Raw genomic sequence first — 18,585 nt, forward strand, 5'->3', positions numbered from 1 at the left:
ATTATTATGAGTAAAGTATCAACTTATCAATTTATATTAATTGCAATTCTATTTTGGAATTGTAAAAGCAACAGTAATTCTAATTCTGCTAATAAAATTATAAATATTGATAGTTTGTCTGAGTTAATTGAGTTTGCAGCAAAAGATAATGTGGTTGTAAAGATGCAACCTGGGGTTTATAATTTGGATGATTCTAAATATGGTCAAAATTTAATCATAAAAAAACATGACCTTCAAGGAAAACCAAAGTCAGATTACCCTATAACAGCATTGATTAATTTTTCTGGAAATAATAATCAATTTTTATTAGATGGTGTAGTTCTAAAAATTAATTCAGAATTACATCAAACGTATGGTGAAAATCATATTTTCGAAATTTTTGTAAGTGGAAATAACAATAAAATAGAAGGGTTAAAAGTGCAAGATAAAGGACATGAAGCACCTCTAAAAGGAGCCATTATGATGCATGTAATGGGAGATGACAATACCATAACAAATGTAGGTTTATTTATAAAAGGCTCTTACCCTTATGGATATGGGCATTTATTAGGTAAAGGAGCAAAGCCTTTGGTAAAACCAAGAAAACACTCTTCTTTATTAGTTTCTGGTAAAAATACAAAATTAATTGCTTGTAGAGTAGTTACACATGGTTTTGGTCACGGAATTGTAATGCAAGGAGCGCAAAACACTTTAATTAAAGATTGTTATGTAGAAGGTAAAATGCGTTCTACAGATGAGATGTTAGCAGAAACTTCTGGCCCTGCTTTTAGTGTTGATTTTAAAAGTGATTATCCGCCAGGAAAAATTATTTCAAATGAAATAAAAGCACTTTCTGAAGATGGAGTAAGATCATATCCGTATGGTTATTTGGTAGGTAGAAAAACAGAAAACATTACGGTAATAAATACTACCGTAAAAAATATGCGATCTGGGTTTGATTTAAGTGCGCATATAGGTAAAACATTAATTGATGGTTGTACAGCATTAGAATGTCAAGAAAAAGGATATTCAGTATCAAAAAATGCTATTATCAAAAACTCAAAAGGAGATGCTATGTATGGTCCATTGTTAAGTTTTCATCAGAACAATACAGAAAATTGTAATGTAGAATTGGAATTAATAAATACGGTAGGTTCATATCCCGTAAAACGTTTGATGGAAATTAACGGAACGGGACATAAAATAAAGGTTACAAATTTCGAGAATAAAAAGCGTACTAAGATTACACCAATAGTATTTGGAGAATCATTTTGGTCTGATGTTCATAAATACAGATACCCCAACAAAGATTCTAAAGAGTTTTCTGGTGCCTATAATATTACATTAATAAATGAAACCGGAATGCCAATAGAATTTGGTGAGTTGTCTAAAAATTGTAAAGTGATTACAAACGGAAATATTTTAACAGATTTAGGAGAGAATAATAAATTAAACCAACAGTATGAATTTTAGTAAACAAATAAATATCATCTCTTTTTTAGTCTTTGTAGTGTTTTTAAGTGGATGTAAAGCATCAAAAATTAAAAGCGATACTAAATTGATTTCTAAAAAAGTTGAAACTCCATTTACGTTAAACTTAGAAAATAATGGTGTAGCAGGAAATACAACGATAAATTTATTAGGTAGATTAGAGAAGGATGTTTTAAGTAAAAATGCAGATCTAGTAATACTTATGGTAGGTACAAATGATATGTTAAATTCTAAGAAATTAGTGTCTTATGACGATTATAAATTAAACTTAGATAAGATTGTAAAAGAAATAAAGAAAACAAATGCACAAGTATTATTAATAAGTCCCCCAACTGTAGATAGTATTTATTTGTTTAATAGACACGATAAGAATTTATTTAAAGAAGGACCAAACCAAAAACTTTATAAAGTAAAACAAATTATAAAGGAAGTTTCAGAAGCTAATAATACACTTTTTGTAGATAATAATTTAGCATTTAAAACATTGAACTTACCTGTTCATAATGAGGATAAATACATAAGGAATAAAAAGAACAGTAATGTAGAAGATGGCGTGCACCTTACTCCATTAGGCTATAAATTAATTGCTGAAAACGTTTATCAATTTCTTGAAAATAATAATTTATCTAAAAAATATAGAAACATTATTTGCTTTGGAGATTCTTTAACAAAAGGATCTGGTGCAAAAGGAGCAGGTACTATTACAGGAGAAAATTATCCTTCTTTTTTATATAAAATGCTTACTAATAATAGCGAAAATTAATTATGAGCTTAAATATTAATAGTTTAAAAAGTAAAGTTAGATAACACCATAATTATGAAAAAAACCATTATAATAATAACAACATTATTTTGTTGCTTCTCTATGTTTTCACAAAGTACAGATGAGGTAGCATCTAGTCATTTTTCAACTTTAAATTGGGTTATATTAATTGTTTTCCTTTTAGGAACAACTTTAATTGGTGAACTCGTAAAAAATAAAGACAAAGGTTTAGATGCCTTTTTTAAAGGAGGAAATAACTTACCTTGGTGGGCAGTTTCATTATCATTAATAGCTACTAAAACAAGTGTTGCTACATTTATTGCAGTTCCGGCATTTATATTTTCTATGCAAGGAAATTTAACCTATTTACAAATGACAATAGGTTTTGCTTTAGGAAATGTACTCTTCGTTTATGTATTATTAAAAGAATATTATGAAGAAGGTATTTTTAGTCCATACGATTTTATTCAAAAAAGATTAGGCGTAAAAACAAGTCAACTATCACGTACTTTTTTTATGATCGGAGCTACTATGAGTCAAGGTGTACGCTTATTGGGTACAGCATTGGTTCTTAGTGTTATTACCGGACAAAGTACTGTTTTGTGTATTGCTATTATAGCAGTATTTGCTATTGTTTGGTCTTATATTGGAGGGATTACAACGGTTGTTTGGACGGATGCCATTCAGTTTGTAATTTTTATTTTCGGAGCCTGTTTTGCATTGTTTTATGCCATTGGCGATATTCCTGGTGGTTTTGGAGAAATGATGGCAATTGCAGATGACAAAGCTAAACTAGTTCTCTTTGATTTATCTTTAGATCCTCATAAAACCTATACTTTATGGGTTGGTATTTTAGGATGTACTTTTTTTGAATTTGGATCAAACGCAGTCGATCAAGTAGTTACGCAGAGAGCTTTATGTTGTAAAAATTTAAAAGAAGCAAGAAAAGCTGTGGCATTTTCTGTAATAGGTGTTGCTACAACATGGATTATGGCTTTTGTAGGTATAGGTTTAGTGGCTTATTATGATATATATCCGTTATCTGATTTAGTAGATAAATCGATGCAATTAGAACCAGACAGAATATTTCCGTATTTTGTTGTAAACGAATTACCAAATGGTATTTCTGGGTTAATTATAGCAGCAATGTTTGCCGCAGGAATTTCAACTTTAGATTCAGCATTAACAGCACTTTCTCAAACCAGTGTTATGGGAGTTGGTCCTTTAGTTTATCCGAAGTTAAAAACAATGCACGAAGACAAAGTTGTAAAAATATCTAAACAAGCTATTATTGTTTGGGGATTAATTTTAGCACTTTTAGCGTATGCATTTAGCTTTTTTCAAGACGGAGGTTTATTAGCTTTAGGTTTTAAAGTTCCTGGTTATGCGTATGGTACTTTAATAGGTATTGCTTTTTTGGCATTAATGAGAAAAGGATCTTTTACAGGTATTTTAATAGGTGCAATTTTAACCATTTTAATAATTGCATGGATGCATTATGAAGGAATCAGTTTTTTCTGGTGGTTTCCTGTAGGAGCAGCAGTAGTAATAATTGTTGCATTAATACATTCAAAATTAACGAGTAAAATAAATCAAAAACCAACTGTTGTATAGCATATAACAGTAGTTTAAAAATAATTAAATAAATAAAATTAAATGAAAACATTTAAAACAACATTAATAGACGGTTACGATGTAATTGTTGTAGGAGGAGGAGTTTCTGGAAGTCATGCAGCAATAGCATCAGCAAAAACAGGTGCAAAGACATTATTAATTGAGCAATTTGGTTTTTTAGGAGGTTCATTAACAGCAATGGGAGTTGGGCCAATGATGACTTTTCATAATAAATCTGGAAGGCAATTGGTTTTTGGTTCTCCAAACGATATGGTAAATAGATTAATAGAAAAAGGTGCTAGTCCTGGTCATATTTTAGATAGTACTGGGTATTGTTCTACAGTAACACCGTTTGATGCAGAAATGTTAAAAGTAACATTAGAAGATATGGTTGTAGAAGCTGGAGCAGAAATTTTATATCATACTCGTTTAATAGATATTGCTCAGGATGGTAACAAAATAAAATCGGTATTTATACACAACAAAGGAGGGATTCAAGAAATACCTGCAAAAATATTTATAGACGCTAGTGGAGATAGTGAGATGGTAAAACTATCTGGAGTTCCTTTTACTGAAGGTAGACCTGGAGATGGAAAGTCACAACCTATGACAACCAATATAAAGGTTGGTAATGTTGAAACAAAAAAGTTAAGAGAATACATGATTAATAATTGGGATCAGTTTGATGCCGATGAAAGAGCAGAAGATAAAGCTGAGGTTTTAAAAAGAACAAAACGTATTTCTACTTGGGGTTTTTATGATTTATGGAATGCAGCAAAAGAAAAAGGAGAAGTAACAATACCAAGAGATAACGTATTATTTTTTGAAACAAATACCGAAGGAGAATTTATATTTAATACCTCTCGTGTTTTAGGATTTAACCCTGTAAATCCTTTTGATTTAAGTAAAGCCGAAACATTAGGACGTAAACAATGTGTAGAGATTTATAAGTTCTTAAAAAAATATGCTCCAGGTTTCGAAAATGCAACATTTGTAAGTACTGCACCTCATATTGGTGTTCGAGAATCTCGTCATCCATTGGCTAAAAAAGTTTTAGTTTCTGATGATTTAGTTAACGAAGTCCGCTTTAAAGAAGTGATTGCAGTTGGTGGCTATCCTATAGATATTCATTCTCCAGATGGAGGAAATACAGATTCAGTTCATTTAAATGCAGAGGGCGCTTATTACATACCTAAAGATTCTTTATTAGTAAATGAGGTAGAAAATCTTGTGCTTTCTGGTAGAGCAATTGGTGCAGATCATCATGCAAGTGCAGCTGTACGTGTAACACCTATTGCTATGGCTATTGGTCAGGGAGCAGGAACATTGGCAGCATTATCAGTACTTAATAATGTAAGTCCAGAGGAGCTTGACTATTCTAAACTTGAAGCCAAGTTAAAAGAACATGGAGCTTATTTGGGAGAATAAGGTAGTTTTAAATACAAATAAATATTTACAAATGTTAGCAATAAAAAGCAAGTATATTTTTGCATTCATCAGTTTAATTAGTTTCTCTTGTTTTGCAAACGGATTAAATAATGGTACTTCTGATAAAAGTAATATTCAATGTAAAATAGCAAAAGTAAATGAGGCTATTCATTATACAATAGAATTAAAAAACACTGGTAATACCGAAGCTAATTTTTCTATCAGTATAAAAAAAGAGGATGAGTTAGCTTGTAGTAATTCTTTATCTGTTAAAGAAATTATTTTAGCACCTAAGAGTTCTTCTAAAGTAATATTGTCGGTTGTAATGAGTGATAGAATTCCTGTTGGCGGACAAGAATCAAGCTTTGTAATTCTAGAAAATAAAACAAGTCAGACTACTGAGGAGTTACAATTTATTTCTGTTCATTCTAAACCACATCCATTTTTATTTGTTACTGATGCTATAATTGAAGAAACAAAAAGTAAAGTAGAAAATTACGATTGGGCAAAAGGAAATTTAACAAATATGCTAGATAAACTAGACAAGTTTAAATTTCCAAAAAGAAAAGTAGTTTCATTACCAAGACCAACAAAAGTATGGTCTAGTTTGGCTTATAATACAAGTGATGGTGAAAAAGCATTTCAAATGTGTTTAGCATGGAAATTAACAGGTAATACTTTTTATAGAGACAAGGTTATAAAATTTATTAAAGATGTTTGTGATAAAGAAAAGGGATATCTATCAATAGGGGCAGCTACTACAGGAGTTCAGGTGCATGAAGGTAATTTCTTTTTATTTTTAGCAGCAGCATGTGATGTTGTTTATAATGAATCTTCATTCTCGGAAGAGGATAGAGAGAATATTAATGCTACGTTTCGTTATTATTTAGAATTAAATAGAACCCACATGAGTTCTTTAGGCATTATGAATCATCAAGCAAGTGCAAATGCTGGTGCTATAGTTGTCGCTTTGTTTTTACAAAATATGGCAGAGGTAAAGTACTTAACTGAAGCAGATGGAGGTATGGGAGATCAGATAGCAAAAGGAGTTATGGCAGATGGTTGGTGGTTTGAAGGAACTGCTAATTATTGTTATTTAGTTACACAACGTTATACTTTGGTTGCCCAAGCTTTCGAGAATTATGGGTTAGATTTATACCATAGACGTTTTCCTACAAAAGTAAAAAGTAAAGATTTTGAAAATGCAAAAGAAGGATATACCGGAATGAAATTCGATATTTGGGGACCTACTGGAAAAAGTACTCGTGGTGTAGAAGATATGGTAACACCATATGTTTCTATGATGGATGAAGATGGTTTTGTCGTTTCTAGTAATGATTCTAATCTTAAAGAACCAAATGAGTTTTATGAGTTAGCTTACAGGGAATATGGAATAGAAAAATTAGCATGGGTAATTAACAAAAGTAAAAGAGATTCTTGGGTTTCGTTAATGTACGGTGTTGCAGAATTACCTGTTGTTAAAGATCCTAGATCAGCATCAGATTTTGTTGCAAATGTTGGTTTAGTTGCATTAAGATCACAAAAAGAAGCACAAGATTCAAAAGAACAAATACAAGCCTATTTAAAATACGGATCTCATGGTGGTTGGCATGGTCATTTTGATAGAACTGGTTTAGTAGCATTAGATAGATACGGACACAAGTTTTTTGGAACAGAAATGGTTTGGTTTGGTTATGGACACAAGGGATATAAAGAAAGTGTACAAACTTCAGCTTCGCATAATATGGTTGTTGTAGATGAGTTGCAACAAGAAGCTGTACCGTCTAAACAAACGTTATTTTTTAAAGGGAAAATGATGCAGGTTTCTGCTTTAGAAACAAATGCTCGTTGGAGAAAAATTCCTACAGGTAATCCAGATAAATTTCCGCCTTGGGATGATGTAGAGATTGATGCTGATTTTAAAAAAGTACATCAAAAACGTTTGTCTATTGTTACAGATGATTATGTTGTTATAGCAGATTTTATGAATGCGCCTAAAAAACATACCTATGATTGGTTGTTACATCCAATAGGATTACAATCTATAGAGGGAGCTAAAAAAACAGGACCAATTTTAGAAACGGTGAGTGTTTTAAAAGATTCTCCTTATAAATATTTTAAACAAGGGCAATGGTATGAAGCTAGAAAAGGAGCCAAGGTTCAATTTATAGACAATGGTGTTCATTTAGATGTACATTCATTATGGCCAAAGAAAGCAAAATTATTAGTAGCAAATTATCCTAACGGAGGTAAAATAAGAGGGATAAGAAATAATCCAGAACGTAAAACTTATGGAGTTAGAGTACATCAAAAACAAGCACAATTTTTACATGTTTTAGAGCCTTATAAAGGTAAAAGTCAAATAGTGAAAATTGTTACTAATTCTCCAAATGAATTAACGGTGTATTTATTAGATGGCAGAGAGCAAAAAATTACGATTAGTAATTTAGTTACAGAAAGTTTACAAGTAAATATAACAGAAAGTAAAAATGGAAAAGTAATTAGATCAGAAAAAGCAAATTAACCTATAAAGATTAATTAAACTTTTTTATTTAAAAGGAATATTAAAAGAGACAGTAGATAAGAGTTTTTTTTTGTTTTGAATTTGGAGCTTCCCTAATTGAATATTCAATTTGGGAAGTTTTTTTTTATCTAAGAGATAAAGAATGAATTATTGCTTGTAACCTTTGTTCTATTGGTGTTTTTTTTTAATAAAAAACGATAATTTAGATTTTATGAATGATAGTTTATACGAATTTATCTAACGAATTGATAATATTGAAATACGGTATAAAGAATATTTTAAAAACCTAATATGTATAGAAACATGAAAATAAAAATAGTACTTGTTGTTTGTTTACTTTGTTTTGTAACACTTAATGGACAGAATGTAAATTCTAGTGTTTCTCGTTCTAATAATAAAGTGAAATCTAAAATAGATTGGCCATCATTTATGAGTCAACATGATTTAGTTTGGGAAGATATTCCGAAGCAATGGGCAGAAGGAGCCTTTGTTGGAAATGGTCAGTTAGGAATGATGTTGTATGCTAAATTAGATGAAAATCGATTTAACTTTCATGTGGGACGTCAGGATGTAACAGACCATAGAAAAGCACCAAACAGAAAAACATCTATGGGTGTAAAAGGTACTAATTTATTAGATTTTTCTAGATTGGATATTGGAAAAATGGTTTTACATCCCGCAGGGAAAATTAAAACAGCAAGATTACGACAAGATTTATGGAATGCAGAAATACGAGGAACTATTATTACTGATTTAGGAGAAATAAAATTTCGTGCATTTACTCCATACAATGATAAAGTACAAGTTATTGAAGCTTCTTCTACAGAAAGAAAAAACGGTGTAAAAATTCCTTTTTCTTGGGAATGGTTGCCAGGTGATGCTTCTTGTTCTAGAGCAGTGATTAAGTACGAGAGATATAAAGATGAGTACAAAATGAACCCTTATAGTCCAGAAATTAAGGTTACAGATAAACATGCTGTTTGTGTACAAAAATTAGAAGCAGGTGGAGATTATGCTACAGCTTGGTCTGAAGTAAAGTCAAAAGATAAACAAAAAAGCACAATATATATATCAACAGCAAACGAAGTACCTGCTTTAGATGTTTCTGCAGGTGTTGCGATACATAATGTTAATGAAGCAAAAAAAATAGGATTAAAAAAAATAGAGAAATCACATCGTGAGTGGTGGCATAATTATTTTAAGAAATCTTTTTTAAGTTTTCCAGATGCTAGAATGGAATCATTTTATTGGATTCAGTTATATAAAATGGCAGCAAGTTCTCGTGCAGATGGACCCGCTTTAGACTTAATGGGACCTTTCTTTAAAAATACTTCTTGGCCAGGGCTTTGGTGGAATCTTAATGTTCAACTTACGTATTGGTCTTTTAATGCTAGTAACCATCAGGATATCGCTATAAATTTTATCAAACTAATTGATGATCATTTTGAGTATCAAATTAAATATAAATCTGGTAAAAATTTAGGAGATTTTGCTTGGGCTACACATAATTATTGGATGTATTATAAATTTCAAGGTGATGAAGCTTCCATTCTTAAAAAATGGGTACCTAAAGCAATGAAAATTGCAGAAATTTATGAGCAAAAATTAGAAAGAAATCCAAAAGGTCAATTAGAACTTAAACCTATGGGATCTCCAGAATACATGGGTTTTAAATCTTTTAAAAACACCAATTACAATTTAGCTATTTTACGTTGGTTGTTAAATAGTTTAATTGATGCTAGTGAGAAAGCAAATGAGAATAGTATAGAAGTAGCACATTGGAAAGAGTTATTAGTAGATCTTATTCCGTATCCTGTAGATGAAAATGGATTAATGATTGGTAGTGATCAACCGGTAGATATATCACATCGTCATTATTCTCATCTTTTAGCCTTATATCCATTGTTTCAATTAGATCCTAATTCAGCAAGAGATAGAGATTTAGTAGTAAAATCTGTTTTACATTGGCATAATATAGAAGAAGGAAAAGGATTAGCAGGTTACTCATTTACAGGAGCATCATCATTATACGCTGCATTGGGTATGGGAAATGAAGCTGTAGCTGTTATGCAAGATTTTTTAGATGCTAATATTGGAAAAGCACATTTTTTAACCAACACCTTTTATATGGAAGGAACAAACCCTGTTGTAGAAACTCCATTAAGTGGTGCTGCTGCTATTATGGAATATAGTTTGCAAAGTTTGGGAGAAGAAATTAGAATATTTCCGGCCTTACCTAAAGATTGGAAAGAAGCTTCTTTTAGAGATTTATTAGCAAAAGGAGGTTTTGAAGTAAGTGCTTCTATGAAAGAAGAAAAAGTAGAATGGGTTGTTATTAAAAGTTTATCGGGTCAACCTTGTGTAGTACATATTCCTGGATGGAATGGTATTTCATCAGATATAAAAACAACAATAGAAAAAGTAGCGAAAAGTAAATTTAAAATTTTGCTTAAAAAAGGAGAAACGATAGTTTTAAGTCCTGAAGGAAAAAAAGTAGAACCTGTATTAAAAGCTGTACTACACTCAAAATCTAAAATTAATTATTTTGGAATAAAAAAAGGAGCTTCACGTAAACCATTATTAGAAGAACCTATTTTAGAATACAAGAAGCAATAGAATTAAATATGATTGAATTAAAAAATAAGAAGATTTTATGTAGGTTGCTTTTGGTTTTAATCTGTTTTTTTTTAGTGAATTGTAATACTAAAATAGAAGAAGGTGAGGTTTTAAACGAAGCTTTAATTTTAAAATATAAAACCCCAGCAAAAGCATGGACAGAAGCTTTACCTATAGGAAATGGTAGGCAAGGAGCTATGATTTATGGAGGAGCGTTGGTAGAACATATTCAGTTGAATGAGAATACATTGTACTCTGGAGAGCCATCTTCTACTTATAAAGGAACCAATATTAGACCAACTTACAATAAGGTAATGCAACTTTTAGCTTCGGATAAATATACTGAAGCAGAAAAAATTATGAAAACAAATTGGTTGGGTAGACTTCATCAAAGTTATCAACCTTTTGGAGATTTATATTTTCACTTTAAAGGAGATTCAATCTCTAATTACGAGCGAACTTTAGATATAGAAAATTCTGTTTCTACAGTTAACTATCGCTCTCAGAAAGTAAATTATAAGCGAGAAGTTTTAGCGAGTTATCCTGATAATATAATCGCTATAAAAATTTCTTCGGATAAAAAAGAAGCTATTTCTTTTGATACTTTTTTAGAATCTCTACATCCTACAAAAATAATAGTAGAAGGAAAGACTATTATTTTAAAAGGTCAGGCTCCGGGTTTTGTATTAAGAAGAAGTTTAGAAAATGTAGAGAGTAATGGTGATGAACATAAATATCCAGAAATTTTTAATAAAGATGGTTCTAGAAAACCTTTTGCAAAACAAGTACTTTATGGAGATGAGGTTTCTGGTAAAGGAATGTTTTTTGAAGCAAGACTTGAAATTAAAAATAAAGGAGGAAAAATTGTAGCTACAGAAAAAGGACTTTCTGTTTCCGATGCAGATGAGGTAGTCGTGCTTTTATCAATGGCGACTAGTTTTAATGGTTTTGACAAGAGCCCAAGTACGCAAGGAAAAGATCCTGCCAAGGTAAATGAGCAAATTTTATCAGAATTAAAAGATAAAACCTACAACCAAATAAAAGCAACTCATAAAAAAGATTATTCAAATTTGTTTAATCGTGTTCAGTTTTCGTTAGAAAATCAAGCATCTACTCTAGATATTTCTATAGATGCTCGTCTTAAAAATTATGCAACAATTCCAGATTTAGACCTAAATACATTGTTGTTTCAGTACGGAAGATATCTTATGATTTCTGGTTCTAGAGCAGGAGGGCAGCCATTAAATTTACAAGGTATTTGGAACGATAAGGTTATTCCGCCATGGAATTCTGCCTATACAATGAATATAAATGCTCAAATGAATTATTGGCCTGCAGAAGTAACCAATCTTTCAGAATGTCATGAGCCATTTTTTAGATTGGTAAAAGAATTGGCTATTACAGGTAAAGAAACTGCAAGAAATATGTACGGAAATCCTGGTTGGGTAACGCATCATAATACTGATATTTGGAGGCCTTCTTATCCTGCGGATAACGCAGTAATGTATTCTTATTGGCCTGTTGGTGCTGGTTGGCTTACAAGTCATTTGTGGCAACATTATCAGTTTACAAATGATATTACATTTTTAAAAGAAGAGGGGTATCCTTTATTAAAAGGTAGTGCAACTTTTTTTGCGAGTTGGTTGGTAGAAAATAAAGAAGGGTATTTAGTAACACCAGTGGGTACATCACCAGAAAATAAATTTTATTATGATGAAAAGCATTCATCTACAGTAAGTGCTGGTGGAACCATGGATATGTCTATTATAAGAGAAAATTTTGAAACTGTTATTAAAGCATCTAAAATATTAAATGTTGATGCAGGTTTTAGAGCCTACATAGAAAAATTGATGCATAAACTTCTGCCTTTTAAAATAGGTGAAAGAGGACAATTACAAGAATGGCAATCAGATTTTTTAGAAACCGATGCGCATCACAGGCATTTATCTCATTTATATGGTTTTCATCCAGGAAATCAAATAACAAAAGAGAAAACACCAGCACTTTTTAAAGCCGTTCATAAAACGTTAGAATTACGAGGAGATGAAGCTACCGGTTGGAGTATGGGATGGAAAATTAATTTTTGGGCAAGAATGCAAGACGGTAATCATGCTTATAAAATTATAAATAATTTATTTTCTTTTGTTGATGAAACAAGTAAACATAGACATGGCGGGTTGTATGCAAATTTGTTTGATGCGCATCCACCATTTCAAATAGATGGTAATTTTGGCTATACTGCAGGTGTTGCAGAAATGTTGTTGCAAAGTCATACAGAAGAAATACATATTTTACCTGCACTTCCTGATGCGTGGTCTACGGGTTCTATTAAAGGATTAAAAGCAAGAGGAAATGTTGTTGTAGATATAATTTGGAAAGATGGCAAACTGATGAAAGTATCTTTAGAATCATTAAAAGATCAAATAGTGTTTGTAAAATATGGAGAGTTTAAAAAGAGTATTGAATTAAAGGCAGGGGAAAAAGAGGTTTTAGATGTAGCATTTTTTTATTAATTGACTAACAGAAAAATAAATAATATAGATATATGAAAAAAATAATTAGCGTTTTGTTATTACTAATAGTGGTATTTTCAATGAAAGCAGAAAACAGTTCTCGTGATACTATTTTTATAAAATCATTAAATAAACTGGCTCATTATGCAGGGAAAAGTAATGTTTTGGTTAAAATGAAGCCAGGTGAATATACTATTAGTGCTATTAAAATTGGAGGGTTAAGTGTCTTTAAACGAGATAAAACAAGTAAAAGAAAAGATGATTTTAGAATTGGTTCATTAATTCACTTTTCAGGAAACAATAGTAGTTACTTTTTGTCTGGTGTTGTTATAAATATAGATGCAAAACTTCATAATAATTTTAGTAAGAGTGAGTTTAGTGAAGTACTAGTAAGTGGCTCTAATAATTATATAAACGGATTAAAAGCTAGAGATATTGGTGAACATGTTCCTGCTAATAGAGTACAAATGTTGCGAATAATGGGAGATAATAATACTATAGAAAATGCAGATTTATTTGTGCATGGATCTACTCCTTATGGCTATGGTCATTTATTAGGTAAAGGTAAAAATGCATTAGTGCCTTTGCATAAACATTCTGTTTTATTGGTTGAAGGGACAAATACAAAATTATTAGGATGTAAAGTTGTTACGCACGCTTATGGACATGGTATTTTTATGCAAGGTGCAGTAAATACGCTATTAAAAGATTGTTATGTTGAAGGAAAAATGAGAGCAACTAACGATATGTTAGCAGAAACTTCTGGTTTAGCTTTTGATGCTGGTTTTAAAAGTGATTATCCTCCAGGAAAAATTATGCCTAATCAAATTAAATCATTGTCGGAAGATGGTATTAGAACTTATGGATCTGGCGGACTAAATGGACGAAGAACAAAAGGAGTAACAGTTATAAATTGCACGGTAAAAAATATGCGATCAGGTTTTGATTTAAGTGCAAATTTACCGCCAACAAAAGTTGTAGGGTCTACAGCTATTGGTTGTCAGGAAAAAGGATTTTCTATAGGAACAGATGGTGTTATTAAGGATTCTAAAGGAGATGCTATGTATGGACCTATTATTACTTTTGTAGGAAATAATGTAAAAAATTGTGTAGTAGATTTAGAACTTGTAGATACTGTAAGTACATATAATGTTTCTCGTTTAGCAGAAATTAATGGATCTGGTCACCAAATAACCTTTCGAAATTATCAAGGAAACAAGCGTAGTATTGTATCTCCAATAGTGTTTGGTGAATCTTTTTGGAACGATGTTCATCGATTTAGAATACCTGATGCAAAGCATGGAGATTATTCTGGAGCAGCAAATATTAAGCTTTTTAATTATACAGGAATGCCAGTTTTATTAAATGATTTAACGAGTAATTGTACGGTTACTAATATTGATAAATAAATATTAGATAATATCATTATAAATTTAAGATTGATTTTTACAGTCAAAAAAATAACTATAATTAATTTTTCATTTCATTTACAAGACAGAAAAATACTGTTTTTTTTCTTTCTAATTTAAAATAGAAGGAAAACGAGAACTGTAATTTGTATATCTATAATTTTAAGATTAATAATCTAAAAACCCCTTTATAGCTTAGGTAATAGGGTACTATGTTAGATAATTTGATGTATAAGTTAGATTTTATAATGTTGTTTTTTTTTAGTTTTATAAAAAAATAATAACTAATTATGAAAACAAAATTACTTCTCTATTTAATAGTGTTTTTTTCAATGTTTACAAAAGCACAAAACTTTGTGCATCCTGGATTAAATCATAAAAAATCAGATTTAGAAAGGATGAAACTCCAAATTGAAGCAGGTATTGAGCCCTGGGCTAGTTCCTACAAAAGTTTAGCGGCAGATATTTTTTCTCAGCATACCTATATTGTAAAAGGAAATACTTCTATGACGGTTCTTGCTAGAGATAGCAATAGTGGACCAAATAAAGCTGCGTATGAAGATGATATGACGGCCGCTTACCAAAATGCATTAATGTGGTGGATGACTAACGATCAAAAACATGCAGATAAAGCTATAGAAATTTTAAATGCATGGGTAAATCTAAAATCAATACCAGGTATTCCTCTTGATGTAGGTTTATATGTAGCGCCTATGGTTAATGCTGCGGAGTTAATTAAACACAGTAATGCTGGTTGGGCAGAAGCAGATATGCAAAAATTTAGCGACATGCTTGTGTATCCTGGGTATTCTAATACTACCGTTCCGGAAGGAGCCTTTAATGATAATCATACTTTTTATTGGGGTATTTATAATGGAGATCCTAAACGAGCAGGAAATCAAGAATTAGCAGCTTATAAAGGGATGATGTCTATGGGTATTTTTCTTGATAACGAGTTAATGTATCAACGTGCTTTAAGATATTTAAGTGATCAAGATCACCATCCAGATGATTTACCTTATGAGGCAGGACCAAAGACAACAACATCAATAATTTCAGATAATGGTTTTTTAATTAGTTATAACTGGTCACAACAATTTACCATTCCAGATTATGGGTATGACGGAGTTATAACCAATTATATTTATGATAACGGACAGAGTCAAGAAAGTTCAAGAGATCAAACACATGCCATGTATGGTGTGTCTTTAACAGCTCAAATTGCTGAAATAGCATGGAATCAAGGAGATGATTTATACAGTTTAGCTGATAATAGAATTTTATTAGGATTAGAATATCATTTAAGATACAATTTAACTTACGAGAATGAGTATGATGGTGTTTTAGAACCTTGGGAACCAACCGTAGAAAATGGTTTATTTTATCAGAAATTACATAGAACTGCTCGTGGAAAATCATTAAAAATAAACCCTTATTCAGGATCGGATAATACTAGAGTTCTTAGAGGTTTAAATATTACAAGACCATATTGGGAAACCCCATTGAATCATTATAAGGATCGTTTAAATTTAGATCCAGAAAAGTATAAATGGTTACAAAGAGGACGAGATTTAAATATTGAAAAAACAGGAGATTATGAGGTTCGTTCAGAAAGTCGAACAGATACTCCTGGTTGGGGAGCTTTTACCCATAGTAGAACAAGTAATTGTCCGGGAGACCCAATTAATGGGTTCGATACTGATGGATTACCAAATTACAATATGAATACATTACCAATGACAATTGAGGCTGAAAATTTTGATTATTTTCCTATAATCGGTCAAGGTCGTACCTACAATGATATTTCTTCAAGTAATACAGGAGGAGTGTATAGAACTGATGAAAATGTAGATTTAAAAGAATCTTTAGAAGGAGGTTATAGTATAACTAATATTGAAAATGGAGAATGGTTAACTTATACTGTAAATGTGCCAGCAAACGGAACTTATGATATTTCTATAAGATATGCCGCAGCAAATGGTAATGGTAAAATAAAATTTAATTTTGGAGGTGAAGATGTTACTACAGATGTTAATGTTCCTTTTGGTTCTACAAATTCAACAAGTCTTATAGATTGGAAAGATTTTACGGTAGCAACTAATGTTTCTTTAACGAAAGGTGTACAAGCTTTAAAAGTTTTATTTAGTGGAGCTAATAATTCGTTCGAACTTAGTAATATGAACATAGAAATTAATACTTTATCTTGTATAGATTCTGTTGATACAGACCTTAATTATGCACAGGGTGTTAATTATAAATACTATGAAGGCACATGGAGTGAACTTCCAGATTTTACTTTAGAAACGGTTGTTAAAACAGGCGAAATTTCTACAATTGGTTTATCTGAAGCGACAAGTACAGATAATTATGGTTTTGTATTTGATGGGTATGTTTATGCTGCTAAAGATGGTATGTATACATTTTATACAAATTCTGATGATGGTTCTAGATTGTCTATAGCAGGTGTTTCTATTCTTAATAATGACGGATTACAAGAAGCATCAGCAAATATCTGTTTAAATGAAGGATATCACAAAATAAGCGTCGAATATTTTACAGCATCAGGAGTTAATAGTTCTTTATCTGTATTGTATGAAGGGCCTAGTATTTCTAAAAAAATATTGCCCATTTATTTAGAAGAGGCAAAAGTTGCCGGCCAATTTGAATTTCTTTTTGAAACAAATAATAATTTTGAAGGATGGTCTAGCTTTAATAATCCAGGAACAACTTCGATGAGTGTTACTTCTGGAGCGCTACAGGCAACCTATGCTGCTGCTGCAGGATATTTGGGAATTCAATATCCAGCAGATTTAGAGTTTAGTAGTGCGCATCCTTATGTTGCTATTAAAATAGATCATTTACCAGCAGGAAGAATGGCTTTTTATATGGCTAATGGTTGGTATAATAATGATAAAGAAGGGTTTTCTAGTTTAGCGAATACAACTCTTAATAATTCTGGTATTTATGTGTATGATTTAAGTGCCAATGGTCCAGGTTTTGGTAGTAGCGCTAAGAAAATATTTACTGATAATGAAAACTATACAGATACTAATAGAATTATATTTCTTATTGATGAAAATGATACTAGTAGTACTTCTAACTCTACGTATAACGACATAGAATGGATTAAAAACTTTGCTTCAATTCAAGATATAATTGACTATGCAGGTGTAACATTAGCCGTTAATGATGTACAAAAAGAGGTAATATCTATGTATCCTAATCCAGTAAAAAGTAGTTTTACTATTACCAATCATTTAGGTGCTAATGTAGAAATATTTGATATGGTTGGTAGATTAATGTTGAAAAGTAGCATTAAAAGTAATAAGCAATCTATCGATATAAATCATTTTAAGAAAGGTATGTATTTAATTAGAGTCAATTCTAATGGTAGCATTTTAAGTAAAAAAATACTTAAAATGTAAATAAGGCTAATTTAAAAAAGCGAATCAATTTCTTTAGAATCATTAAAACAGGAATAAATTATTTCTTTTTATTCTAAAATTTTAAGCAACCTTAATCTATTCATTAAATAGATTAAGGTTTTTTTATACCCTTTAATGTACTAAAAGAAACATACCTATTTCCGAATACAATATGTAACTATCCTTTTTTTATGGAATTATGATAAGTGACTAAGAGAAAAGAAGTCGTATTTTATCTTCTTTGTGTTTGATTTAGTTAAGTAAAAGAAATATAAACTTTATTTGTTCTTTCTAGTTTGTTGAAATTAATTTGATAAAAAGTCTAAAAACCATCGTATTATGGATGCTATGTGAAATTTATAATCTAAAGTCTTCTATTCTTTTTTAATAGTAATAAACTAGATTCTTCAAAACAATTTTCATTTTCAAACGACTTATTTCATAGAATGAGTTCAAAGTAATTAACTGTCTTGCTTCAATTTTTAAAGTTTTAATTCTATATGGTATTCTATAGTTTCATTAATCTTTTTATTTACTTGCTGTAAATGGAGTATCTATTACTTGTAATCAGACTATTTTTCATTTCTAAAAGTTTAATTTGTATTTAATGATTCTTTAGAGTAAATATAAAACCCAAACTATCAAGAGTTATGAAAAAAAAACACTGTATTTAATGTTTGTGAATAAAAAAGTTTTTATTAAAAAATAATCACACTTGAATAAGTGTAAAAGATATATACGGATTTTAGATGTTTATATTTCTATTTGTTAGTGTTTTAGGTGTTTTTTTGTCGAGTTTAAAATCAGGGGTTAAGGGAGTCTT

General features: G+C 30.7%; 9 protein-coding genes. All 9 read left to right on the plus strand.

Annotation, left to right across the window (positions count from 1 at the left end; translation table 11 throughout):
* Positions 1 to 6: 6 nt before the first annotated feature.
* Positions 7 to 1,452 (plus strand): hypothetical protein, encoded by a 1,446-nt coding sequence (locus WHD08_RS00895; RefSeq protein WP_208889595.1) that lies wholly within the window; start codon positions 7 to 9, stop codon positions 1,450 to 1,452.
* Positions 1,442 to 2,233, plus strand: a complete 792-nt coding sequence (locus WHD08_RS00900; protein ID WP_208889594.1) for an SGNH/GDSL hydrolase family protein — start codon at positions 1,442 to 1,444, stop codon at positions 2,231 to 2,233. The genes WHD08_RS00895 and WHD08_RS00900 overlap by 11 nt, the downstream gene beginning before the upstream one ends.
* Before the next feature lie 54 nt (positions 2,234 to 2,287).
* Entirely contained in the window at positions 2,288 to 3,847 is a 1,560-nt protein-coding gene (locus WHD08_RS00905; RefSeq protein ID WP_208889593.1) for a sodium:solute symporter family transporter, read from the plus strand.
* A gap of 42 nt (positions 3,848 to 3,889) precedes the next feature.
* Entirely contained in the window at positions 3,890 to 5,275 is a 1,386-nt protein-coding gene (locus tag WHD08_RS00910) for an FAD-dependent oxidoreductase (protein ID WP_208889592.1), read from the plus strand.
* Between the two features lie 31 nt (positions 5,276 to 5,306).
* Positions 5,307 to 7,799, plus strand: coding sequence for a hypothetical protein (locus WHD08_RS00915; RefSeq protein WP_208889591.1), 2,493 nt, complete (start codon positions 5,307 to 5,309; stop codon positions 7,797 to 7,799).
* Positions 7,800 to 8,102: 303 nt separating this feature from the next.
* Positions 8,103 to 10,415 carry a glycosyl hydrolase family 95 catalytic domain-containing protein gene (locus WHD08_RS00920; RefSeq protein WP_208889590.1) on the plus strand — a complete coding sequence of 771 codons (2,313 nt, stop codon included), beginning with the start codon at positions 8,103 to 8,105 and terminating at the stop codon, positions 10,413 to 10,415.
* A gap of 74 nt (positions 10,416 to 10,489) precedes the next feature.
* Positions 10,490 to 12,928, plus strand: a complete 2,439-nt coding sequence (locus tag WHD08_RS00925; RefSeq protein ID WP_340833197.1) for a glycoside hydrolase family 95 protein — start codon at positions 10,490 to 10,492, stop codon at positions 12,926 to 12,928.
* A gap of 32 nt (positions 12,929 to 12,960) precedes the next feature.
* Positions 12,961 to 14,337 (plus strand): hypothetical protein, encoded by a 1,377-nt coding sequence (locus WHD08_RS00930; protein ID WP_208889588.1) that lies wholly within the window; start codon positions 12,961 to 12,963, stop codon positions 14,335 to 14,337.
* A gap of 290 nt (positions 14,338 to 14,627) precedes the next feature.
* The gene (locus tag WHD08_RS00935) at positions 14,628 to 17,762 is read left to right on the plus strand and encodes a carbohydrate-binding protein (RefSeq protein WP_208889587.1); all 3,135 of its coding nucleotides are present in this window, start codon (positions 14,628 to 14,630) and stop codon (positions 17,760 to 17,762) included.
* Positions 17,763 to 18,585: the final 823 nt, after the last annotated feature.

Origin of the sequence: Polaribacter sejongensis, assembly GCF_038024065.1 — a bacterium.
Classification (GTDB): Bacteria; Bacteroidota; Bacteroidia; order Flavobacteriales; family Flavobacteriaceae; genus Polaribacter; species Polaribacter sejongensis.

Coding starts and splice junctions, on each gene's coding strand:
- WHD08_RS00935 (WP_208889587.1), top strand. CDS start 14,628: ATGAAAACAAAATTACTTCTCTATTTAATAGTGTTTTTTTCAATGTTT.
- WHD08_RS00905 (WP_208889593.1), top strand. CDS start 2,288: ATGAAAAAAACCATTATAATAATAACAACATTATTTTGTTGCTTCTCT.
- WHD08_RS00930 (WP_208889588.1), top strand. CDS start 12,961: ATGAAAAAAATAATTAGCGTTTTGTTATTACTAATAGTGGTATTTTCA.
- WHD08_RS00915 (WP_208889591.1), top strand. CDS start 5,307: ATGTTAGCAATAAAAAGCAAGTATATTTTTGCATTCATCAGTTTAATT.
- WHD08_RS00895 (WP_208889595.1), top strand. CDS start 7: ATGAGTAAAGTATCAACTTATCAATTTATATTAATTGCAATTCTATTT.
- WHD08_RS00910 (WP_208889592.1), top strand. CDS start 3,890: ATGAAAACATTTAAAACAACATTAATAGACGGTTACGATGTAATTGTT.
- WHD08_RS00920 (WP_208889590.1), top strand. CDS start 8,103: ATGAAAATAAAAATAGTACTTGTTGTTTGTTTACTTTGTTTTGTAACA.
- WHD08_RS00900 (WP_208889594.1), top strand. CDS start 1,442: ATGAATTTTAGTAAACAAATAAATATCATCTCTTTTTTAGTCTTTGTA.